We start from the raw sequence: 22250 nt of genomic DNA on the forward strand, positions 1-22250 counted from the left end.
TCGGCCGATGTGCGAACGGCGCCGACCTTTGGTTGAATGCGGCAGTACGGCGTGCGCGAGGGGCGGTAGCTCAGCCGGTTAGAGCAGGGGACTCATAATCCCTGGGTCGCGGGTTCGAGTCCCGCCCGCCCTACCTCTTGTGACCATAGGAAAAGCGCCCCTGACCTGGTGTTTCCCGGTCAGAGGCGCTTCTTTCACGTCCGGCCGGCCACGACTGTCACCGGTCGTCTGCGGCTACTCCTTCCCAATGCCTTCCCACGGGATCACGTCTCCCTGAGGGCGTCGGCGATCCGGCGCCGGGCGGTCTCGTCCTGACCGGCGACGCACTTGGCGTAGATCCGCAGCAGGACCTCCACGCTGTGTCCCGCCCACTGGGCCACCTGGGTCGCCGGAACCCCCGCGTTGAGCCACGTCGAGACACAGGCGTGCCGGAGGTCGTAGACCCGCCTGGCCAGCGGTGAGGCGACCTCCGCAGGGGTGAGCGCCTCGCTCCGCGCGGCGATCCACGCGCGCCGGTAGGTGATGGTCGGCAACTCCCCACCCTGGACTCCGTAGAACAGCCGGCCTCCGGGCCGTCGTCGAACTCCGTGAGGTGGGCGCGCAGAATCCTCACCAGCTCCGGCGGGCAGGGCACGGTGCGGGTGTGCCCGTCTGGACGGTGCTTGAGCGGACGCACCTCGCGGAGCGCGCCGTCGTCGGTCCACTCCCGACCGGCGAACGGCGCCGCCTCGGCGAAACTCAGCTCCCCCCAACCGTCCGCGGGCTCTTCCATTCGTCCCGTCTCCGGGTTCTCGACCAAGGCCGGAAGGATGACGTTGAACGTGCGGAGGTTGACGGCCTCCTCGGGACGCAGCCCGGCGTAGTACATGACCGCGAAGAACGCCCTGAGCCGCCTGCCGCTCGGCTCCTGGGCCGCGACGGCGGCCAGCAGCCCGCGCCTGGGCGTGGTTGACGACGCTCCACCTGAAGCGACTCCATGAGGTCGATGACCCCGTGGACAGGGGGAGGCGCGCGACGGCGCTTCTGACGGAGTGTCAGTCAGCGATAACTGAGCTTGCTCGCGTCCGGCGGGAAGTGATCGACGAGCTTCGTCAGCGCGGCATGACCCAGGCCGACATAGCTAAGGCGCTCGGTCTGACGCGGGCGCGCGTGAGCCAGCTCGCCAAAGCGGGGCCGCCACCGGAGCGCGCCTTCCTCGGCATCGGGCCGCTCACTGTCGCCGTCGCTCTCAAGAAAGAGTCCGAGTTTGGAAGGCCGGCTGTTGCCCAGGAGACAGTCGAGGCCGCCAACCGTCTGCAGGCCTTCGCTCGCGGGATGGACCTCGACTCCTCGTTGGAGTATGTCGCTCCGCTGGGAATCTTTGATCTCAACCGGGACAACCTCGTGGTGATGCTTGGACCACGGCTTTCACCGCTGGTCGCGCAAGTACTTGAGGTGGATCATGCTCTCAAGTTCCGCAAGGACGACTAGGGGTGGCATCTGGTGGATCAGCGGGCTGACAAGGTGTACCGATCACCGATGGATTCGGGGAAGAACTCCTGCGTCGGCTACCTGGCACGCCTCCCACGCCCCGACCAGCACGGAACATTCCTGTACGCCTGCGGTATTCACGCGATGGGCCTTCAAGGGGTGATCCACTTCGTGGAAAACAACCTCGCGAAGCTCTACGAAGAGGTGCGCACGCGCCGTTTCTCCATGGCCATCGAGTGTGACTTCGCTCCCGAAGGGCACCAAGTCACGGCCACCAGAGGCTTGACTCCGCTCTACCGTCATGACGAGGCCTGATGCGCATCACGTTCGCTACGGCTCCCGGAACAGAGAGCCGTCCCAACGAAGATTTCGTGCTGGCCACGACTCAGGCTGCCCTCGTGCTCGATGGTGCTGGCGGCCCGCCCGAGCTTGGCTCAGGGTGCATCCACGGCACACCGTGGTACGTGGAAACCTTGGGGGTGCGGGTGATGGACCTCCTCATCACCCGCCGAGGGATTCCGCTCACCGACGCGCTCGCGGAAGGGGTCTCACAGGTCGCTGCACTCCACGTGGACACTTGTGATCTTCTGAATCCAGGAACCCCCTCGGCGACAGCTGTTCTGATCCGAGAGCACGAGCAGCGTCTTGACTACCTTGTGCTCTCGGATGCCGTTCTCGTGCTCGACGGCCCAGACGGCATACGCCACCTGGCCGATCGCCGCATCGACGAGATCGGACCCGAGATCCGTGAACGGATGAACAAGTTCCGTCCCGGCACACCAGAACACCAAGCCGAGCGGCTCCAGCTCGTCGCCGAACAGCACAGACCCCGCAACCGCCCAGGCGGCCACTGGGTCGCGGCCACAATGCCGGAGGCGGCATATCAGGCGCTCGCCGCCTCCCTGCCTCTTCGCGACCTGGGGCGGATGGCGCTGCTCAGTGATGGCGCGGCCCGCTATGTGGACTTTGCGCTTGGAGGTTGGGTGGATCTCATGGCTGTGCTTACCAAGCAAGGGCCAGAAGGTCTCATCGCGCAGGTTCGGCAAGCGGAGGACGGCGACGCGGACGGCGTGCGCTTCCCCGTACAAAGTGTTACGACGACGCTACCGCCCTGTTGGCAGCGATCTGAGATATCACGTTTGGTGAGGCATGCGCGCAGGGGGTTCTCTCGTCTCTCTGAGGTGAGAATTTTCTGTAAATATATCTATCTACTGGTCCAAGAGTCCGACCACCAGTTCGTCAACTTCTTCCGAATAAGGCCCCTCCGCTAGAGCTTTTCGAACCATCTGCCGAAGCTGAATGAAACTCTTATTTTCGCTCAGATCAAGGTCGGCCACAAGTGAGGCTTCCATTCTTCCCAGTGTCGCGAGGCGTGTGTGCACCTCGTTGCTCGGGTTGTAAAACGGGATAGGTAGCTTCCAGATGCTCTTGTCAATATCCCTTTCGTCTTTCCCGTATGACATCAATGGCCTAACTAGTTGCGTGAGTGCTGGACAGTTGAGAATGGCGGATAGGTAGAAACCCTCCTCATAGCTAGTAACAGCCCCCCAATACAGCTTGTGTTCGCATACTGCAACCTGGTCATCAACTAGAGCGGCAACAACATGCATTCCGGATGCTCCATACACCACACGTAGCGGTGACGGGGGGAGCTGATGGCTGAGCTTGCGCCGGAAGTCGAGTTGCTCCATAAGGGTAAGGCGATCGCTTGAGCGGTACTTAACCCATTGGCTTTCGACGAATCGCCACCACTCCGCCAGGCCGGGGTAGAGATCGAGTCGTGAGTCATCGCTACCTATCAAGCGATCCCCTTCGATGGGAAGCACGGCTTCGCGTGCAGGGAGGACGCGATAAGGAACAATGCTTTCACCGAGCAATACGGGTCGGACGAATTCGCTTTCTATGACCCCGGAAGTGTCAGGGAGATTCTTCCAAGGTATTTTCTCTGTGCTACTGCGCTGAGATTGAACAGCGCGTCGCCCTGCGCCAAAACCGAGAGGGCTGGCTGGCTGCGGGCGAACGAAGAAAAGAACCTTGGGAAATATTGTGGCGCCATTGGCGAAACGAGCTCCATATGGTGATGGTCCGTCGGTCCCTTGAGCGCCAATGATTAGCGTCGACGGGTGTCGCGTCAGGTGTGGTTCCGCTGCTTCCCATGAGTGAGTGCCGCGAGGCAGCCTGCCAGTCCAGCGAACTGTTTCGATGGGCAGTGCCTGGGCAGAATCATTTGTCCTGTTTCCGAAGACCACTGCTCCGCCTCGTGGGAAGAAGTGGGGGCGCAAACGGCGCAGATCCCAGGACCCGGTAAAGCCCACTGTGATCGGTTCGGAAGGGTCAGAGTACTTACCTGAGCGAAAGCCAGCGAAGTATCCCCGGTCAAGCACTGCGTTTGGTAAAACGAAAGAAAACGATCCATCGACCTTGAGGTACTGCTGGATGGCGCGGGCTACGAAGAGCCCGGATAAGTCTTGTTGGGTTGCGACGGTGTTTCCATGCCATAGCCCTCGTGCCTCTGACATCTCGCGAAACACTCCTTGCATATCTTTGCTCATGTGCCGATATGAGAGCCAGGGAGGGTTGCCTACGAGAATGTCCACCCGGTTTTCCGGCCGACTTAGCCAGACGGGGCGTACGAGATTGCGGATATAGTAGCTCCAGATATGGTCTCGGTCCTCATCCTGAAGGCGGCATAGCACTTCGAAACTGTCTCTGATCGCGGGCTGATCAACCTCGGCAATGGCGAGACGCTTGAATAAGGCGGTCAGCGACGGAATGGCGCCCTTCGCACGATTCTTCGCTGCCAGGGAGGCCATCTCAGAGACGAGTCGGTCGAACCGGCCTGCATCAGCGAGGAGATGATCTGGGAAACGCAGTTCATCCTCGAAGATTTGGCTGCCCGTGCCAGTAGAGATGAGTAGGTTTCCTTGACTGAAGAGGTCCACCCGTTGAGTCCATTGGACGCTGTCTCCAAGGTAAATAGGAACCGTAATGGGGCCCCGATGCTGATCGATGAGACGATGGCGACCGATAGCCAGCAGATAGGTGACTCTGGCAAGCGCAACGGCCACGGGGTGTAAGTCGATCCCTAGGACATGACCGGTGAGCTCAGACAGTGCGGTGGCAAGAGGGATCCCGGCTTCTTCGGCGGTTGCGAGATGGCGGCGGACAGCATGAAAGAGGAAGGTTCCGGAGCCACACGCTGGATCTAGAACTCGCTGATTAAGTGGGTCGGTAACGACTTCGGCGACCACCTGGTTGGCGAGCCAGTCGGGCGTGTAGTACTCGCCAAGGCGCTTGCGCGTCTCAGTCCCAATAATCGACTCGTAGAGAACTTTAAGTACGTCATGCTCAACGTTCGCCCAATCGAACCGGGCCAGCCGTCGAGCCAGAGTACGGATGAAGGACTCGCCTCCGGGAACCTCTAAAACCCAGTCAAAGAAATCCTCTTCGACCACTCCATAGATTTGAGCTAAGGCGAAGCGCTGGCCAGCGAGTAGCGTGGCAGGCCGCATATCGGTGACATCTAGACCGAGAACAAGATGCGCGATGATCTCGGCGCTATTGACCAGCAGAGTGTGTTCGAGGAACAGTTCGTCATCGTCGCTGAATTGAGTCCCTAAGGCGCTGCGGAGGAGTTGCGACCATAGCTGTCGCTTAAGTTGGACGGTCGGGAGCTGGCCGTGCGCTTCGTATAGGGCTGCTAGGTTTGCTCGATCTAGACTATAAGAAGCACTTTCCGCACCAAGCCGATCGCGAATCTCACCGGGGGTCGGTGGAACGTTTCGGCGTGTTGCGAGTACGCCTTCCAGCCACCCAAGCAACCCTTGCAGGTCTGGACGTCCAGCCTTGAGCGTATAGCGTGTTACCTCAGCTAGAACGTCATTCCTCAGCTGGTAGGCTCGCCATTCGGCTCCATCAGTGAGGATGCCGACGTACCTTTGCCCGGTCTCGTGACTACGCATGGCAACGTAGTCGCCAAGTTGGGCTTCTGCTGCTTGAACGATGGTTTCACTCAGACTCTTCTTAACTTCGATGACCGTGTATCCGACCTCAACATCGATCCTCCGCCGGTTTCCTACCTGAGCTTCGAGATGGACGTCTAGGTCATTCTCGGCGAGGTTAAGTCCTCCAGTGAGGAGGATCTGACGCACGTCGGCCTGGATGGTTGCCTCGCTGCGGAGGGGGTTACGGCCAGCAAGGCGCTTCAGGAGGTCCTCAACGTCTTCGCGGTTAACGGTAGGCACTTCCGAAGGTGTAGCACGCGTAGATCAGTCTTGGCATGAGATGGCCATAACTGGGGCCAACTCGACATCATTACGCTCGCCCGTTGGACATCCGATGCCACCAGGCGTATGCCTCGGGTACCGCCACCTCAGCGCACGACACCAGACGCGGAACGTCGGCTGCCGTCGCGTTCTCGGGCCTTGTAATAACCATGCGGTCGCGATGAGAGGATGAGGCACCGTGTGGAAGCTTCCCTCACACTGTGACTCTAGTGTTGGCGGCTAGCAACTTGACGATCAGCACTGCACGGATCATGGCACCCTGGTGGGTGACTGTTCCCAATGCCTTCCCAGAGTAGGCGCGTCTCATCAAGAGAAGAGGTGTTCGCGCAGGTAGAAGGCATGCCTTGTCGTAGATGCGTGGGTGTCTCATAGTCCCTGGGTCGCGGGTTCGAGTCCCGCCCGCCCTACCTCTTGCGACCATCAGGAAAGCGCCTCTGACGTGGTGTTTCCCGGCCAAGGTTCTCGGTCGTGCAATACGTGCCGGAGTTTCTAGGAGGCCGTCGGTTCACACGGTGGCCCGGTTTATGGCGTGAGGTTCTGCCGGTGCTGCCAGGCGAGGTCCAGTACGGCCGCGCCCGCGGCCTGCATCGGCTCGTGGTGGACGTATCGGCTCACCTGGTCGGCCTGGAACGGGATGCCGGCGACCTCGACGACCCGCCCCTCGTCGTTGTCGTTGACGATGTCCTCGAAGAGCTCGTCGAACACCTCCGCCTCGATCACGGTGACGGCCAGGATGTCCGCCGCGAACGTCAGCGGGTCGATCCCCAGGCCAAGGACGAAGGAGCGGAGGCGACCGTCGGCCTTCACCTGCTCCATCCGCCGGTAGAAGGGCCAGGACCCGTAGGAGAAGGCCTCGCCGTACACCTCGGAGCGCCCCAGGAACTCCTCGCTGTACTCCCGCGCCATGCCTTTCCAGAGGTCGAAGTCCTGGCTGGACGACGCGGCGCTGATCGGCTGGAAGACGCCCACCGGCATGACCTGGTAGAGGCCACCCGCGTGCGCGACCTTGGCGGGGTCGCGCCAGTGCAGGACGAATGTCATGTCTCCGGTCCGGTCCTGCCGCAAGGTCAGCATTGAGACGGCGGGGAGCACGACGCGTCTACTCAGGTCGGTGGGGTCTCCGACGAGGGACCGGAAAGGGAGCCGTTCTTCATGGAGAAGCCGGGCCGACGCCAGTTCGTGCGCCGCGGTCTCCCCGACGTTGACACCGTCGAAGTAGGAACCGCCGGTGAAGCTCAACGTCGGCCACGACACGTCAAGCAACCGGTAGCACGGCCGGTTCTCGAACAGGGCGGGTCTGTCGTGACGGGCGATGGCCTCGGAGTAGTTCGCGCTGTCCTCAGGAAGGGCCGGACGGGCTTCCGGCTCCTCGCCCGTCACCACCGGGGAAGGAGCCTGATCGCTCCACTTCAGGGTGACCCGGTCGAGGGGGAGCGGCTCGTTCAGCAGCCAGTCCTCACGGGTCAGCAGGGGCGTCGCCCCCACCCGCCGGTAGCCGTCATGGAATCGACCGGCGACGCGAGCGAGGTCGTGGCGGTGACCGTTCATGTAGCCACGTACGTCCCGCCAGGCCGGGCGGGAACCGGTCGGCCGCTCATTCACACTCATCGTGCCTCCGGGGCAGAGGTGGCGTCGGCCACCAACTCTAGGCAATGCCTGATAAATGATCATCTCGGACGCGGTTGGGTGATCGTCCGTGGCGCGACGAGTGAGCTGACCGACAGGGCCTGGCAACGGATCGAGCTCCCGCCGGCCGCGAGGGACGCCAGGGGAGACGCCCCCTGGCGTGACCTGCCGTGAGGTCGTCAACGGGATCCTGTGGCCGGAGCCCCTGGTTGAAGGTATCCACGAGCGCTACGGTCCCTGGCAGATCCGTTACGAACGATTCAAGCGCTGGGACGAGGACGGCGCCTGGGTCAGGGGACTGGAAGAACCGCAGGCCAAGGGCGGCATCGGCTTGACCATCGCCTGCCTCACCAGCACGCCGTCGGAGCCAGCGAGGGGGAAGACGCGGAACAATCGCAAAGACGACAGGCCCTCGGACGCTCCCGCAGCGGACTGACCACCAGGCCCCACCTGACCGGCGGCGACATCGCCGGCGGCACCGTCTTCGACGTGGTCGCGGCCGCCTTCCGGCTGCGCCGCCGCGTCGACCGGCCCCGCACCCGCCCGGATCGTGTGCCGGGCGACAAGGGCCACTCCTTCAGGAAAACCCGGCGGCACGGTATCGAGGCGGTCGTCCTTGAGCGCGGGAAGCAGGTCGCCAACCGCAAACGCAAGGGCAGACGGCATGCCGTGTCACAGGGGCGCGGGTGCCTCATGGTCTCCGGACCGTGGGTTCGAGTCCGCCTCTCCTGCCTCTCACGACCACCGGGAAAGAGCCCCTGGCCTGGTGTTCCACGGCCAGGGGCTTCGTCGACCTTCCGGTTGTGCCGGTCCTCCGCAGAGATCTATGCCGTTCGGGGTCGCATCAGTCGTACAGGGTGGTGCTTCGGTACCACACCGTGCCCGGGAAGTTGACCGAGGACACCTCGCCCACCCCCACCCGGGGGCCGGTCATGGCGACCCATCCCACCGCGGGGTTCACGTGCACGCCGCTCACGTAAACCGCTTGTGTGCCTGTGCCGCCCGTGCACTTGCTGTGGACGACGTACCCCTCCTGCCAGGTGGTGCAGCCCGTCAGGGTGGCGTGGGCGGGGGACGCGGTGCCCACCAGCAGCGACGCGGTGAGCAAGGCGGTGGCGGACATGGCCGTAAATCGACTTCTCATGTGTGCTTCCTCCGGTTTCAACGGCAAAGCCACTTCCGGTATGAAATTGTCCTAAATGGACAATACGGACCAGGAGGAGCCAGGCAAGCGCTTTCTGTGCCTTCACCAGGCCGAGAACGCCCTGCGGTGACGCCTTGTCGTTTCTGACAATCCGTTTTGACTTCGCCGCCCACGAAATCGTCGGGATGGTCAAGGGCCGGCTCGGATGACCCGGCCTGCTGAACGGTTTTCTCTGCGGGGCCGGACCGGCGATCCCTGACCTGGCCTTCCGGCTCTCTCGTGAGAACGGGAGCGGCGGGGTCCGAGACCGGACGGCCTCGGACGGTTCGCGTGGATGCCCGTGTCCTCGCCGTGGTGTGGGATGGCGATATGTGACGGATCGGGAGGGATGACTATTGGCAGTTGTCTTTGTGAAAATTACCGTCAGTTCATGATGCGACGGATATCTCTTCTGTTGATCTTCGGCCTTCTTCTGTCCACTCCTGGAGTGGCCTTCGCCGAGACGGGCACCCCCATCTACGTCGGCGACTCCTTCGGGACCAACGGCCGCTGCACGGTCGGAGCGGCCGTTCCCGGCGGGTTCGTCACCTCCGGGACCTGCGGCTCTCCGGGCGAGACCGTGCGCGCGGCGAACGGGGCGGTCGTGGGGACCGTCCGTGCCTCGACCCACCCCATCCCCTCCAGTGCCTGGGTCAGCGTGACCTCCGCCTGGGAACCGGTCGGCGTCCTCAGAGTCCCCGGCGGCCGTGACCTGCCGGTTCGTGGCAGCACCCCGGTTCCCGTCGGCTCCCAGGTCTGCGGCTTCGGCGGTACGACCGGGTGGCGGTGCGGCACCCTGCTCGGCAGGAACGCCTCGCTGAGCCTGCCCCAGGGAACGGTGACCGGCCTGCTCGTGACCAGCATCTGCTTCGAGCCCGGCACCCCGCCGGGATCTCCCCTCTACGCGAACGGCCAGCTGCAGGGAATCCTGCTCGGCTTCTCCGGCAACTGCAGCGCGGGAGGCCGTTCCTACTACGTGCCCATCAACGAGATCCTGCGGCGGTACGGACTGACCCTGCTCACCTCTCCCTGACCTCCGGACACCGGAGCACGCGTGACCGGCCATGATGAGGGGCCGTCCAACGGGAACCCGGGGGGCGGCCTCTCGTCATTGGGAGCGGGCGAGAACCCGGAGCCCGGGATCGGGTGAAGGAGGGTGACCAGTTCTCACGAACGGAGCCCACGTTTGATCGCCCAAACCGAACCGGACGACGCGGAGGTGATCGCCCGCGCCCGGCGTGATCCCGCAGCGTTCTCCGTGTTGTTCGACAGGCACGCTCCCGCGCTCCATCGATACGTGACCCGCAGGCTGGGCGAGTCGCTGGCCGACGACGTCGTGGCCGACACCTTCCTCGCGGCCTTCCGCAGGCTTGGGCGTTATGACACCGCCCACCGAGACGCCCGCCCGTGGCTGTACGGGATCGCCGCCAACCTCATCGGTAAACACCGCCGCGCCGAGGTCAGGGCGTACCGGGCGCTGGCCAGGACCGGGACGGACACGGTGGCGGAGAGCTACGCGGACCGGGTGGAGGCTCGCGTCTCGGCCTCGGCGGCACACCGGGAGCTGGCCGAGGCGCTCGCGGTGCTCTCACCGCAGGACCGCGAGGTGCTGCTGATGGTGGCCTGGGCCGACTTCAGCTACCAGGAGGTGGCGTTGGCCCTCGGCGTACCGGTCGGCACGGTGCGTTCGCGGCTGCACCGAGCCAGGAGGAAGACCCGTGCGGCGCTGGGTGCCGATCCGTCAGCCGTCGTTGAGGAGGACACCCGTGGATGACCTGAAGTTGCTGAACGGCATGCGAGCGGACGCGCCCGAGCCCGGCGCGGACCGGCTGGACGCCCTGCGCGCCCGTGTGCTGAGGCCTCGCCGCCGGTTCCGGCTCGTACCGTCCCTGCTCGTGACGGTCAGTGCGGCGGCCGGCGCGGTGGCCGTCGCGGTGGTGGTCAACGGCGCCGTCCCGCCGCCTCAGGGAGTACGCCCCTCGGTCGCCGTCGAGACGAGGCCCATGAACGCGGCGGTCGTGCTGGTACGGGCCGCCCAGGTGTCCGAACGGCGCGCGCTCACCCCGGAACCACGCGCCGACCAGTGGCTGTACCGGAAGAACATGGTCAAACAGCCGAACGACGCGGCGCCCGAGACGCAGGAGTCCTGGACCCGTTACGACGGCACGCGGCGGGCCGTACGGTGGGGGCGGGGACCACTGGAGCAGTTCGGTTCCACGCCGGATCCGGACGACGACGACCTGACCCCGCGTGAGTACGTGGCCAGGCTGGCCGGACTGCCCACCGACCCCGACCGGCTGCTGGCACATGTCAGGGGCGACCGGCACTGGGAGACCAAGCCCAGGTGGGACACCGGCGAGCCCCCGGACGCGCGGGCCTTCCGGGTGCTGTCGGTCTACCTCGACCAGGAGGTGCCGGTGCCGCCCAGGCTGCGTGGGGCGATCTTCCGGGCCCTCGCCAGGATTCCGGGTGTGCGGGTGGACTCCGGCGTGCGCGACGCGGCGGGCAGGGCGGGCATCGGGATCGCCTACGAGCGGGGTGCCCCGGGAGTCGGCACCGAGCACGACACGGACGGTCAGGTGATCTCCAGGTCGTACCTTGTCCTTGACGCCACGACGTACGAGTTCCTCGGCACGCGGGTGGACTACGTACGGGACGAACTCATCAACGGTGAGATCGCCTTTCCGGCGGGCAGCTTCTACGCCACCGCCGAACTCGCCAAAGGCATTGTGGACAAACCAGGCAAACTTCCCGGTTCGTAGGTGTGAACGGACAACCTTGCCCGCCGAGGCCTGCTGGACGTGCTTTCGCGTCGTCTCGGCCATGGCCTCTGGCCGGAAAGCGGATGGCCGTGACATCCGAGCCGCGGGAGCCAGGCTGTGTCCCGGCGGATGGTACGGCGGAGCCGGGTGGTCCACGGCGGTGGGACGTCGACCAGATGCGGCGGTTCCATCCGAGCCGGCGAACCGGGAGGGTCGGCTACTTGGGAAAGCACATCGGGCCGACGCCGGGAGAGTCGGCGTTCCGGTATCCCGTGTTCAAGGCCCGAATCGACGACTATCTCGGCGCGATGGTCCCGGAGGCGCTGGGCGTGGACGAACGGCTCGTCGACAAGTACTCGGCCGTGGAACTCCGTACCCGGGACGCGGAGCGGCCGTTCGGGCCGGAGGCCATCTCCGTGGGGACCCTGCACGCGGCCGGTGTGCCGGCCGCGTTGTTCCAGCCGGCCGTACTCGACGGGCAGGCGGAACTGGTGGCCGTCGAGGAACCGGAGACCGCGCTCCACCCCGCTGCGGCGGGGGCGTTGTTCGACGCGTTGACGGAGGCGAGTGAGTTCGTCCAGGTCGTGATCACCACTCAGAGCGCCGAACTGCTCGACCGGGACGGCATCGATCCGGCCTCCGTCCGGGTCGTGGCGATGGAGAACGGGGTGACCGTGGTCGGCGAGATCGACGGGGTCAGCCGCGCCCTTCTCGAAGAGGGGCACGCCATCCTTGGCGAACTGTTGCGCGACGGTCAGCTCCGGCCGGAGACAGGCGCATGAGCGGCCCGGTCACGATCGCCTCCATCGTGGAGGGCGACGGTGAGGTGTCCGCGCTTCCTGTCCTGCTTCGCAGGATCGCCGGGGCGCTTTCGCGCTGGGACGTACGGATCTCTCCGCCCCGCCGTGTCCCCCGCAGCGGACTTGTCGCCCGTGGCGGGGTCGAGAACGCGGTCCTCCGGGCGTCCTACCAGCTCACCGGTGTGGGGGAGGAATCCTGCTGCTGATCGACTCAGACGACGACTGTCCGGCCGCTCTCGGTCCCAGGCTTCTTGAGACGTCGAACGGCTTCTGCTGGGAAGGCCGTGATCTCCCGGAAGCGTCGAACTCCGCGCCCTGTGCCGGAGTCTTAGTCGGTATGAGGTCCTGGGGTTCTCTTGGGCGGTTGGTCGTGGTGGCGGTGTTGCTCGGATTGCTGGTGGCGGGGGGTGTGTGGTGGGCGCTGACCGCGGTGGGGGAGGCGTTGTGGAGCGACATACCGATATTTCACCCCTTCCCTGATGGCGGCCTCTGACGTTCCCCGGGTGCGGCGCGTCCCAGGGGACGCGCCGCTCGGAGGTCAGGCGACCTTGGGGGAGGGAGCCTTCCAGGTGTTGCAGGCGCCGGGCTTCCCCGATCCGTAGCCGGTCTTGAACCAGGCGAGACGGTTGGCGGGCTTGCCGTACCACTTGGGGATGAACCTGCCGTACTCCTTGGGCGTTCCTGCGGAGAGCAGACGCCCCCAGTCGCGGGCCGTACGGCCGAGGCTCCTGACGGACACTCCGGCCAGGCAGTCGGCCTGCTGGTAGAAGCGGTGGGTCTGCTCGTTCATCTCGGCCTCCTCGCCGTCGTAGCGCAGTGCCCACCAGGCGTCGCTGATGCCCGTCTGCGTCTGGACGAACCCGGCGTAGGCGCGGGCGACCCCGACGAGGACGGGCAGTTCGGACTTGGCCTTGATCCAGTCGGAGCGCAGTTGCACCTCGACGGAGCGGTTGCAGCCGGCGGCGAGGGAGCCGGACACCTTGATGCCGGTGTAGCAGGGGCTGTGCTCGTAGGTGTCCTTGATCGTCACCTCGGCCGGGACGAAGTCCTTCACCCGCTTGCCCCAGGCGGTGTTCAGGCAGCCGACGACCTTCTTGAGGTAGGCCGTCGTTGAGGCCTTGGTGGTGCCCTTGACCGCCTTGCAGGAGATCGAGGGCAGGGCGGGCACCGTGTAGAGCGGGTTCTGGGTCAGCTCGGGCGCGCCGACGACGGGGTACGCGGACGCGGCGACCGGGGTGGAGAACAGCAGAGCCAGGACTCCGGCGGAGACCGTCAAAACACGGCGAGTTGTCATAGATCATGATCGTAGGGAGCGGTGATCCCGCACGGACACGTCGTGATCATGTCGTGCCCCAAGGTCTCCAAGGACCCCAGGCCTCCGAGAACCCCAAGCATCCTAAGCACCCCAAGGACTCCAGGGCTCTCAAGGCCCCGGTCTCCAGATTTCGGTCTCCAGGCTTCGGGACCCTCGGGGCTCCAAGATCCCAAAGCCCCGAGGACCCCGAGGTTTCAAGACCCCCGGGGTTCCCGCCGGTGGGATGTCACTGCCTGCGGCGGAGGTTGCCGTCGTCGAGGCGGGCGTTGACCAGTTTGCCGATAAGACCGATGAGCTGGTCGCGCTCGGCGCGGGTCAGCGTCTCCGCCCAGTAACGCTCCCTGGCGTTGTACACGGTGAACGCCTCGACGAAGGCGGTCCTGCCCTTCTCCGACAGGGTGACGACGTGGGTCCTGCGGTCGCGTTCCGACAGGCGGCGCTCGATCATCTCCTGGCCGACGATCTTGTCGAGCAGGGCGGAGGCCGCGGCCCTGCTCATCCCGGAGAGCCTGATCAGGTCCCGGGACTCCATCTCCCCGTACATGTAGAGGATCAGCAGCAGTTTGAGCGTGGGGGCGGCGACGGCGTCGGCGCGCCTGAGGGTGGCGGACAGGTCGTAGAACACGAGGCTCGTCGCGCAGTGCAGCGTCATGCACAGCCGCATGGCCTCGTCGTCGACCCCGGGGATCTGCGGGGGGACGGACTCGACCGCCTGGCCGATCAGGGACCACATGGTGGTGTCCTCCACGGCGTCGGGCGCGGTCTCGGCGTTCGGTGCGCGGTCACTGGGCAACGGCACGGCTCCGCTTGTCTGGGTGGTGGGAACGATCAGGACATTCAACCATCATGATGACTGCCAATGTATTGACGGTCAATCTATTGACAAATTTTGCGGCGCTGCCCACGCTGGTCGAACCCAACCGAGAGTACGGAGACACCGCCGCATGATGAGGTATCACTCCCTGGGCGTTAACGGTCCCAAGGTGTCCGCGCTGAGCATCGGCTCCTACCACACCTACGACCGGATGCGTCACGAGGACATCGTCGAGTTCCTGACGACCGCGAGGAACGCGGGGGTCACGTGGTTCGACGTGGGCCACTACACCTCGGCCGCCCGGCCGGACGATCCGGTCTCCGAGACCGACATGCGGTTCGCGGCGGCGCGGGACGCGGCGGGCATCGCCAGGGAGGACTACTTCCACACCGAGAAGCTCTGGTACGGCGGGCCGCGCCCCTCCTTCCGCGACCAGCTCGCGGAGTCCCTGCCCCGGGCCAGGGTGGACGCGGCCGACTGCGTCATCTACAACCCGGACACGGCCTACTACTTCCAGACCGTCGTGGACATGAAGGACATCGTCCGTCAGATGGCCGGGCTGGTGGAGGCCGGGCTGACCAGGTACTGGGGCATCAACCACGCGACCCCCGCCGAGATCGACGAGGCCTGCGCCTACGCGCACCAGGAGGGCATGCCGCTGCCCAGCGTGCTGCAGCTGCCGTACTCGGCCATCGCCAGGAAGATGGGCGAGGACAGTGAGCTGGCCGAGGTCATGGAGCGCTGGGACCTGGTCATCCAGACGACGAACGTGCTGGCCGTCGGTGTGCTGGCCGGGCGGCGCGCCGCCGGCAGCGAGCGCCCGCTCGGCCCCACGGGCATGACCAGGCACGCCGAGAAGGTCCGCGACGCGTTCGCCGCACGGGCGGAGGCGCTGGGCGCGACCGCCGCGCAGCTCGCGATCGCCTTCGCCCTCACCCACCCGCGTACGGCCTCGGTGCTCTTCGGAGCCAGCAGCGTCGGACAGCTCAAGGCCAACCTCGGCGCGCTCGACCTGGTGAACAGGCTGGGCACGGAGGGCGTGCGCGCCGCCGTCGCCGACCTGCCCCAGAACCCGGACGAGCTGCGGGTCGGAGAGATCGACACCGAGCCCGCCGTGGGCTGACCCGCGCGCGAGCGCACCCGTCGGGGGACAAGCTCCAACCATCTGTTTTGAAGAAAGGCCGACCCGTGAGCCCAACCACCACGCGCATCCGACGCCTGATCGCAGTCGCCGGTGCCACCGGTCTCGCGCTGGCGATCACCTCCTGTTCCAGCGAACGCGGCACGCAGAAGACGGCCGCGGGCGGCGACAAGGCGGGGACGTTCGTCTTCGCCGCCGCCTCAGAGCCGGTCGCGCTGGACCCGGCGTTCGTCGCCGACAGCGAGAGCACACGGGTCGCCAACCAGATCTTCGAAGGTCTGGTGTCGATCAAGCCCGGCACGGCCGAGCCCGCGCCGGGCCTGGCGACTTCCTGGTCGCAGACCGACGACGGCCTGAACTACACCTTCCAGCTCCGCAAGGGTGTGAAGTTCTCCGACGGCACACCCTTCGACGCCGAGGCCGTCTGCTTCAACTTCGAGCGCTGGTACAACTGGAACGGTCCTTTGCAGGCCGAGAACATCAGCAACCTGTACCAACTGGTCTTCGCCGGCTTCAAGACCAGCGACAACCCGGCGCTCACCAAGAGCATCTACAAGAGCTGCGCCGCCGAGGGCGACGCGGTCACCATCACGCTGACCCGCCCCTACGGCAGCCTCATCCCCGCGCTGGCCATCTCGTCGTTCGCCATGCAGAGCCCGGCCGCCCTGAAGCAGTACAAGGCCGACGACCCCGGCGCCTCCGGCGACGTCCGGCGCAACGAGTACTCATCCGCCCACCCCACCGGCACGGGACCGTACCTGTTCGAGTCATGGGAGAAGGGACAGCGGCTGACGCTGCGCGCCAACCCCGGCTACTGGGGCGGGAAGCCGAAGATCGACAAGATCGTCGTACGGATCATCCCGGACGGCACCGCTCGGCTGCAGGCGCTGCAGAGCGGTGAGATCGACGGCTACGACCTGGTCGCGCCCGCGGACGTGCAGGGGCTGTCCGGCGCGGGCTTCCAGGTCCTGCCCAGGGAACCGCTCAACATCCTCTACCTCGGCATGAACCAGGCCGACCCGCTGCTGGCCGACATCAGGGTCCGCAAGGCGATCGCCCACGCCCTGGACAAGCAGGCGATCGTCTCCCAGACGCTGCCCGCGGGAACCAAGCCCGCCGAGCAGTTCATCCCGCCGCCGGTCAACGGCTACGCCGACAGCGTCGCCACCTACGACCACGACCCGGCCAAGGCGAAGAAGCTCCTCGAAGAGGCGGGCGCGGTCGGCAAGACGGTCACCTTCAACTACCCGACCGGTACGTCGAGGCCGTACATGCCGAGTCCGGAGGACACCTTCGTGGCGATCCGCACCCAGCTTGAGGCCGTCGGGCTGAAGGTCAACGCCGTACCGGAGAAGTGGAGTCCCGAGTACCTGGAGAGGATCAAGGCCAAGACCGACCACGGCCTGTACCTCCTCGGCGGGACGGGCATCATGAACAGCGCCGACACCTTCCTCGGCATCTTCTTCGGCCGCAAGACCGTCGAGTGGGGCTTCGAGGACAAGAAGCTGTTCGAGTCGGTCGCCGCGGCGCGCAGCGCGCGCAACCTCACCGAGCAGGGCGAGAAGTACGCCACGGTGAGCAAGGAGCTCATGGACCTGCTGCCGGGCATCCCGGTGGCCCACCCGGTCCCCTCGCTCGCGCTCTCGCCCAGGATCTCCGGTTACGTCACCAGCCCGCTCGCGGCCGAGGTGTGGAACAACCTCCAGATCAAGGGCTAGGGAACAGACGACATGATCGCCTTCGTCGCCCGGCGCCTGGCCCTGGTCGTGCCGGTGCTGTTGGGCCTCAGCCTGCTGCTGTTCGTGTGGCTGCGGCTGCTGCCCGGGGACCCGGCGCGGGCACTGCTCGGCGAGCGGGCCACCCAGGAGGGGATCGACCGGGTCAACCACCTGTACGGGTTCGACCGGTCGCTTCCCGAGCAGTTCCTGCTCTTCCTCGGGCGGCTCGCGCGGGGCGACCTCGGTTCCTCCATCAGGACGGGCCAGAGCGTGGTGGACAGCTTCCTTGAGCGTTTCCCGGCGACCGTCGAGCTGGCGGTCGCCGGGCTCGGCCTCGCGGTCGTGGCCGGCATCCCGCTCGGCTACCTCGCCGCCCGCCGCAGGGGCGGTCCGCTGGACCACCTGTCCGTCGGGGCGTCCCTGCTGGGGGTCGTGGTCCCGGTGTTCTTCCTGGCCTACCTCCTGAAGTACGTCTTCGCGATCCGGCTCGGCTGGCTGCCGACGGCGGGACGCCAGGACGTCAGGCTCGACGCGACCCACCCGACCGGCCTGTACGTGCTGGACGGGGTGCTGACCGGGGAGTGGGACGCCGCCTGGGACGCTCTGCGCCACCTGATCCTGCCCGCGATGGCCCTCGGGGCGATCCCGCTGGCGATCATCGTGCGGATCACCAGGGCCTCGGTGCTGGAAGTGATGAACGAGGACTTCGTCCGCACCGCGCGCGCCAAGGGCCTGACCCGGGCCGTGATCCGGCGCAGGCACGTCATGCGCAACGCGCTGCTGCCCGTCTCCACCACGATCGGCCTGCAGGCCGGTGCCCTGCTGGCCGGGGCGGTGCTCACCGAGACGGTGTTCGCGCTCAACGGGGTCGGGGAGTTCCTGTTCACCGCCGTCAACCATCTGGACTATCCGGTGCTCCAAGGATTCGTGCTGTTCATCGCGGTCATCTACGCGATCGTCAACCTGCTGGTCGACGTGTCGTACGCGGTCATCGACCCCAGGGCGAGGCAGCGATGAGCGCCCCGACCGCCGCAGCCGTCCCGGCGCGGGCCGGCGGGACGTGGGGGGTCGCGCTGCGCCGCCTGCTCCGACGCAGGTCCGCGGTCGCCGGAGGCGTCATCGTGTTGTTGTTCACGGTGATCGCGCTCGCCGCGCCGCTGCTGACGCCGTACGAGCCGGGCAGCGCCGAGTGGGCGGGGAGGATCACCCCGTCGTCGGTGCCGGGGCCGGGCCCCGGCCACCTGCTCGGCCTCGACAGCTTCGGCTCCGACCTGTTCACCCAGCTCGTGTACGGCGCGCGGCAGTCGCTGGTGATCGGTGTCACCGCGACCGGGCTCGGCCTGCTCGTCGGGGCGCTGGTCGGCCTGCTCGCCGGAGGGCTCGGCGGCTGGGTCGACACGCTGGCGATGCGGGTGACCGACGTGATGCTGTCGATCCCCGCGCTGCTGCTGGCGGTGAGCGTCGCCGCCGTGATGGGCCGCAGTCCGGTCGCCGTGATGATCGCCATCGCGGCGGCGCAGGTGCCGGTCTTCGCCCGCCTGCTCAGAGGGTCGATGCTGGCCCAGCGAGGCCTGGACTACGTGGTCGCGGCCCGTTCGGTGGGCGTGCCGACGAGCCGGATCGTGTTCGGCCAGATGCTGCCCAACTCGGTCGGTCCGGTGATCGTGCAGGCCACCCTCGTCCTGGCGACGGCGACGATCGAGGTGGCCGCGCTGTCGTTCCTCGGCCTCGGGCAGGCCGACCCGACGGTCGCCGAGTGGGGCCGCATGCTGGTCAAGGCACAGGCCAGGCTGGAGAGCGCCCCCCATCTGGCGCTGCTGCCCGGCGCCTGCATCGCCGTCACGGCGCTCGGCTTCACCCTCGTCGGTGAGGCCCTGCGCGAAGTCCTCGACCCGAAGACCACGAGGTGACCATGTCCCTGCTCGACGTACGGAACCTCCGGGTACGGTTCGCCTCCGCCCAGCCCGCGATCGCCGCCGTGGACGGCGTCAGCCTCACCGTCGAGGCCGGGGAGGTCGTGGCGCTGGTCGGCGAGTCCGGCTGCGGCAAGTCCGCGACCGCGCTGGCGCTGCTCGGGCTGCTGCCCGCCTCGGCGCGGGTCGAGGGCGAGATCGTGTTCGACGGCGAGGACCTGACCACGCTGAACGACCGGCAGCTGTCGGCCAGGCGCGGCCGTGACCTGGCGATGGTCTTCCAGGACCCGATGACCTCGCTCAACCCGGTCGTGCCGATCGGCGTGCAGATCACCGAGGTCCTGCTGCGGCACACCGACCTGTCGAAGGCGGCGGCCGGGGCCCGCGCGGAGGAGCTGCTGCGCGAGGTCGGCATCCCCGACCCGCGCCGCAGGATGCGGCAGTACCCGCACCAGCTCTCCGGCGGCATGCGCCAGCGCGTCATGATCGCCACAGCGATCGCGTGCGGCCCCAAGCTGCTCATCGCCGACGAGCCGACCACGGCGCTCGACGTCACGATCCAGGCCCAGGTCCTCGAACTGCTGGCCAGGCTGGCCCGGGACCACGGCGCGGCCCTGCTGATGATCACCCACGACCTGGGCGTCGTCGCGGGCCTGGCAGACCGGGTCAGCGTGATGTACGGCGGGCGGGTCGTCGAGACGGCCTCGGCGGAGGAGTTGTTCCGCAGGCCCATGCACCGCTACACCCGTGGCCTGCTCGCCTCGATCCCGGCCCTCGACTCCCCGCGGGACACGCCGCTCACCCCGATCCCCGGCTCGCCGTTCGACCGGCTGCCCTGGGAGTCGGGGTGCTCGTTCGCGTCCCGGTGCGCGGTGGCCGACGAGGCCTGCATGGTCCCCGGCCTGCCCATGACCGAAGACTCTCCCGGCCACCGGTTCCGGTGCGTCCACCCGGCGGGCGACGCCCCCGTCCCCGTCTCCGCCGCTGTCACGGCGCGGGAGTCCGCCGCTCCCGCCGAGGGGGAGAGCCCCGAGCCGCTGGTGCGGATCAGCGACCTGCGGGTGCGCTACCCGGCCAGGCGCGCCGCGGTCACCAACCGCCCCGTCGAGTACGTCCGCGCCGTGGACGGGGTCAGCCTGGACCTGCCGAAGGGGCGGACGTACGGGCTGGTCGGGGAGTCGGGCTGCGGCAAGTCAAGCCTCGGCCGCGCGCTGCTGCGCCTCGAACCGGTCGCCTCGGGCAGCGTGCTCTTCGACGGTGTCGACCTGGCCGGGATGCGGGAACGCGCGCTGCGCCCGATGCGCCGCCGGATGCAGATGGTCTTCCAGGATCCGATGGCCAGCCTCAACCCGCGCCAGAGCGTCGGCGACATCCTGGAGCTGTCGCTGCGTGTGCACGGCGTGCCCGGCGGGCGCGGGGAGCGGCGCGCCAAGGTGCTGAACACGCTGGACCAGGTCGGGCTGCCACGCACGGCCGAGCACCGCTACCCGCACGAGTTCTCCGGCGGCCAGCGCCAGCGGGTCGGCATCGCCAGGGCGATCATCCTCGAACCCGACCTGCTGATCGCCGACGAACCGGTCTCCGCGCTCGACGTCTCGGTCCAGGCGCAGATCGTCAACCTGCTCCAGGAGGTCAAGCGGACGCTGTCGCTGACGACGCTGCTGATCGCCCACGACCTGGCCGTGGTGCGGCACATGAGCGACACGGTCGGTGTGATGTACCTCGGCAGGCTGGTCGAGGAGGCGGACTCGGGGGAGCTGTTCGAACGCCCGCTGCACCCCTACACCGTGTCGCTGATGTCGGCGGTTCCGCTGCCCGACCCGGTGGCCGAGGCGCGGCGGGAGCGGATCATCCTCAGCGGGGACCTGCCGAGCCCGGCCGCCCCGCCGAGCGGCTGCCCCTTCCACACCCGCTGCCCCTTCCGCAGGCAGACCCGCTGCGCTGAGGAGGTCCCGCAGGTCAGGGAGGTCGTTCCGGGGCACCGCGTGGCCTGCCACTGGGCGGAGGACATCGCGGGCCTGGCGTGAGGACCGCGCCGTACGGACGGCGTCCCCACCGCCCGACGGGGCTTCGGCCGGTGGGGCGCCGCCCTCTCCCGTCACGGCCTCCGCCGGGCTCCGCGGGCGTAAACCATGTGCGAACTGTCGGTGGGGCAGGCAAGAATGCGGAGCATCATGGTTATCTCCCCAACGCTTCCGTTCACCGCCACGACGTCGCTCAACGGCGACATCGTGGTCTTCTACGTCGGCCCCGAGCCCCGCATGACGGCCGAGCAGGCGCTCGCCTTCGCCGACCTGCTCCGCGACCTGGCGACCGAGCCCGCCTGTCTCAGCTGACCGGGAGGGCGGGGACGGCCGGTCTTCCGGTCGTCCAGCCCGCCTCAAGGACCACCTCGACCTGGTCGTCCCCGTTGCCCGGCTTGCCGGTCACGGTCGAGGACAGCACCTGTGAGGAGACGGGGTCGATGACGAGGGTCCGCCGCACGGCCACCGGGAGCCGTGTGGCGCCTGCGGTCTGCAGGGTGAAGGAGAAGGCCGCCCCGGCTCTGCCCCGTTCGTCCTTCGTCTCACCGAGATAACGCACCTCGGGCAGGTCGGCGAGCGCCCGGTAGGCGGCGGCGCGCACCTTCGGCGGCGACGGCTTGCTCCACAGCAGGCCGCTGAGCGCGTCCGCGACGACGCCGTCGAGAGAGCCGCCCGGCGCGTCCCTGACCAGTTCGGCGACCTGTTCCCGCAGGGCGCCGGGGTCGGTGGGCAGCGCCCTGATCTGTTCGAGGGTCATCGGCTTTCCCGCCATGCTGAACGCCGTCCCGTCGGTCACGGCCCTGAGCCGGCCCCGGTCGGGTGCGGCGGACAACGTCCCGCCGGGCACCGGCCACGTGGCGGGGGAGCCGTCACGACGCCAGGCCTCCTCGTCGGCCTCGCCCGCCGGACGCGCGCCCAGGGAGCGGGTCCCGACCCAGATCCCGTCGCCGTCCTCGGCGACCCACTGCTCGGTGAGCCGTGACTCGACGACCCGGTAACGGTCGCCCTCGTCGCCGAACGACTCCGGGTAGGTCCGCCGGTTCAGCTTGCTGACGTGCCAGTACGGGCCGTCGGCGGCGACGTCCGCCTCGGCGGTCACCGCGGCGGCCAGCAGGATCGACCGCCCGGAGCCGGTCGCGCTCTCCGTGACGTACGGCGACCCCGCCGAGGAGGGCGCCGGCCCCGGCCGTGACCTCGA

Annotated in this window: 22 protein-coding genes and 1 tRNA gene; 15 read left to right on the forward strand and 8 right to left on the reverse strand. The window is 67.3% G+C overall.

Annotation, left to right across the window (positions count from 1 at the left end):
- The first annotated feature begins 59 nt into the window (after window positions 1-59).
- Window positions 60-133, forward strand: a tRNA-Ile gene (locus ACFOYY_RS16365).
- Between the two features lie 130 nt (window positions 134-263).
- Here ACFOYY_RS16365 and ACFOYY_RS16370 read toward each other — a convergent pair.
- The gene (locus tag ACFOYY_RS16370) at window positions 264-533 is read right to left on the reverse strand and encodes a hypothetical protein (RefSeq protein ID WP_386190207.1); all 270 of its coding nucleotides are present in this window, start codon (window positions 531-533) and stop codon (window positions 264-266) included.
- Between the two features lie 415 nt (window positions 534-948).
- Here ACFOYY_RS16370 and ACFOYY_RS16375 point away from each other — a divergent pair, with 415 nt between their 5' ends.
- From ACFOYY_RS16375 to ACFOYY_RS16385, 3 genes are read left to right on the forward strand one after another with little or no spacing between them, the layout of a single operon-like run.
- Window positions 949-1470 (forward strand): sigma factor-like helix-turn-helix DNA-binding protein, encoded by a 522-nt coding sequence (locus tag ACFOYY_RS16375; protein WP_386190208.1) that lies wholly within the window; start codon window positions 949-951, stop codon window positions 1468-1470.
- 12 nt (window positions 1471-1482) lie between these two features.
- Entirely contained in the window at window positions 1483-1785 is a 303-nt protein-coding gene (locus tag ACFOYY_RS16380; RefSeq protein WP_386190209.1) for a hypothetical protein, read from the forward strand.
- The gene (locus ACFOYY_RS16385; protein ID WP_386190210.1) at window positions 1785-2741 is read left to right on the forward strand and encodes an integrase; all 957 of its coding nucleotides are present in this window, start codon (window positions 1785-1787) and stop codon (window positions 2739-2741) included. Before ACFOYY_RS16380 ends, ACFOYY_RS16385 begins: the two co-directional genes overlap by 1 nt.
- Here the strand turns inward: ACFOYY_RS16385 and ACFOYY_RS16390 are convergent.
- The 4 genes from ACFOYY_RS16390 to ACFOYY_RS16405 form a co-directional block, all read right to left on the reverse strand.
- Window positions 2679-5714: an N-6 DNA methylase gene (locus ACFOYY_RS16390; protein WP_386190211.1), complete on the reverse strand. Its 3036-nt coding sequence runs from the start codon at window positions 5712-5714 to the stop codon at window positions 2679-2681. The genes ACFOYY_RS16385 and ACFOYY_RS16390 overlap by 63 nt on opposite strands.
- A gap of 564 nt (window positions 5715-6278) precedes the next feature.
- Complete coding sequence (locus tag ACFOYY_RS16395) at window positions 6279-7364, reverse strand: hypothetical protein (RefSeq protein WP_386190212.1); 1086 nt, start codon at window positions 7362-7364, stop codon at window positions 6279-6281.
- A 267-nt stretch (window positions 7365-7631) separates the two neighbouring features.
- The gene (locus ACFOYY_RS16400; protein WP_386190213.1) at window positions 7632-8048 is read right to left on the reverse strand and encodes a hypothetical protein; all 417 of its coding nucleotides are present in this window, start codon (window positions 8046-8048) and stop codon (window positions 7632-7634) included.
- 178 nt (window positions 8049-8226) lie between these two features.
- The gene (locus tag ACFOYY_RS16405; RefSeq protein WP_352008679.1) at window positions 8227-8526 is read right to left on the reverse strand and encodes a hypothetical protein; all 300 of its coding nucleotides are present in this window, start codon (window positions 8524-8526) and stop codon (window positions 8227-8229) included.
- Window positions 8527-8956: 430 nt separating this feature from the next.
- Between ACFOYY_RS16405 and ACFOYY_RS16410 the strand changes: the two genes are divergently transcribed.
- The 5 genes from ACFOYY_RS16410 (at window position 8957) to ACFOYY_RS16430 (ending at window position 12333) form a co-directional block, all read left to right on the forward strand.
- Window positions 8957-9598, forward strand: coding sequence for a S1 family peptidase (locus ACFOYY_RS16410; protein ID WP_352008680.1), 642 nt, complete (start codon window positions 8957-8959; stop codon window positions 9596-9598).
- A 153-nt stretch (window positions 9599-9751) separates the two neighbouring features.
- Window positions 9752-10339 (forward strand): RNA polymerase sigma factor, encoded by a 588-nt coding sequence (locus tag ACFOYY_RS16415; protein ID WP_386190214.1) that lies wholly within the window; start codon window positions 9752-9754, stop codon window positions 10337-10339.
- Window positions 10332-11327 (forward strand): CU044_5270 family protein, encoded by a 996-nt coding sequence (locus ACFOYY_RS16420; protein WP_386190215.1) that lies wholly within the window; start codon window positions 10332-10334, stop codon window positions 11325-11327. Before ACFOYY_RS16415 ends, ACFOYY_RS16420 begins: the two co-directional genes overlap by 8 nt.
- A gap of 221 nt (window positions 11328-11548) precedes the next feature.
- Window positions 11549-12109 carry an AAA family ATPase gene (locus tag ACFOYY_RS16425; RefSeq protein WP_386190216.1) on the forward strand — a complete coding sequence of 187 codons (561 nt, stop codon included), beginning with the start codon at window positions 11549-11551 and terminating at the stop codon, window positions 12107-12109.
- The gene (locus ACFOYY_RS16430; protein WP_386190217.1) at window positions 12106-12333 is read left to right on the forward strand and encodes a hypothetical protein; all 228 of its coding nucleotides are present in this window, start codon (window positions 12106-12108) and stop codon (window positions 12331-12333) included. Before ACFOYY_RS16425 ends, ACFOYY_RS16430 begins: the two co-directional genes overlap by 4 nt.
- A 332-nt stretch (window positions 12334-12665) precedes the next feature.
- On the opposite strand, the gene ACFOYY_RS16435 is transcribed toward ACFOYY_RS16430, so the two are convergent.
- Complete coding sequence (locus ACFOYY_RS16435; protein ID WP_386190218.1) at window positions 12666-13421, reverse strand: hypothetical protein; 756 nt, start codon at window positions 13419-13421, stop codon at window positions 12666-12668.
- Window positions 13422-13668: 247 nt separating this feature from the next.
- Window positions 13669-14241 carry a MarR family winged helix-turn-helix transcriptional regulator gene (locus ACFOYY_RS16440; RefSeq protein WP_352008686.1) on the reverse strand — a complete coding sequence of 191 codons (573 nt, stop codon included), beginning with the start codon at window positions 14239-14241 and terminating at the stop codon, window positions 13669-13671.
- 184 nt (window positions 14242-14425) lie between these two features.
- On the opposite strand from ACFOYY_RS16440, the gene ACFOYY_RS16445 reads away from it, so the two are divergent.
- The 6 genes from ACFOYY_RS16445 to ACFOYY_RS16470 all read left to right on the forward strand — a co-directional run bounded on the left by ACFOYY_RS16445 (window position 14426) and on the right by ACFOYY_RS16470 (window position 21364).
- A complete protein-coding gene (locus tag ACFOYY_RS16445) occupies window positions 14426-15379 on the forward strand; it encodes an aldo/keto reductase (RefSeq protein ID WP_352008687.1) in 954 nt (317 codons plus the stop codon).
- A gap of 65 nt (window positions 15380-15444) precedes the next feature.
- Window positions 15445-17115, forward strand: coding sequence for an ABC transporter substrate-binding protein (locus ACFOYY_RS16450; RefSeq protein WP_352008688.1), 1671 nt, complete (start codon window positions 15445-15447; stop codon window positions 17113-17115).
- A 12-nt stretch (window positions 17116-17127) separates the two neighbouring features.
- Window positions 17128-18132 carry an ABC transporter permease gene (locus tag ACFOYY_RS16455; protein WP_352008689.1) on the forward strand — a complete coding sequence of 335 codons (1005 nt, stop codon included), beginning with the start codon at window positions 17128-17130 and terminating at the stop codon, window positions 18130-18132.
- Window positions 18129-19025 (forward strand): ABC transporter permease, encoded by an 897-nt coding sequence (locus ACFOYY_RS16460; RefSeq protein ID WP_352008690.1) that lies wholly within the window; start codon window positions 18129-18131, stop codon window positions 19023-19025. Before ACFOYY_RS16455 ends, ACFOYY_RS16460 begins: the two co-directional genes overlap by 4 nt.
- A gap of 2 nt (window positions 19026-19027) precedes the next feature.
- Window positions 19028-21055 (forward strand): ABC transporter ATP-binding protein, encoded by a 2028-nt coding sequence (locus ACFOYY_RS16465; protein WP_386190219.1) that lies wholly within the window; start codon window positions 19028-19030, stop codon window positions 21053-21055.
- 147 nt (window positions 21056-21202) lie between these two features.
- Window positions 21203-21364, forward strand: coding sequence for a hypothetical protein (locus tag ACFOYY_RS16470; protein WP_352008692.1), 162 nt, complete (start codon window positions 21203-21205; stop codon window positions 21362-21364).
- Here ACFOYY_RS16470 and ACFOYY_RS16475 read toward each other — a convergent pair.
- A partial coding sequence (locus ACFOYY_RS16475) for a CU044_5270 family protein (RefSeq protein WP_386190220.1) occupies window positions 21357-22250 on the reverse strand: 894 nt, incomplete at its 5' end. The two genes, ACFOYY_RS16470 and ACFOYY_RS16475, sit on opposite strands and share 8 nt — an antisense overlap.

Origin of the sequence: Streptosporangium jomthongense (genome assembly GCF_042650425.1) — a bacterium.
GTDB lineage: Bacteria > Actinomycetota > Actinomycetes > Streptosporangiales > Streptosporangiaceae > Streptosporangium.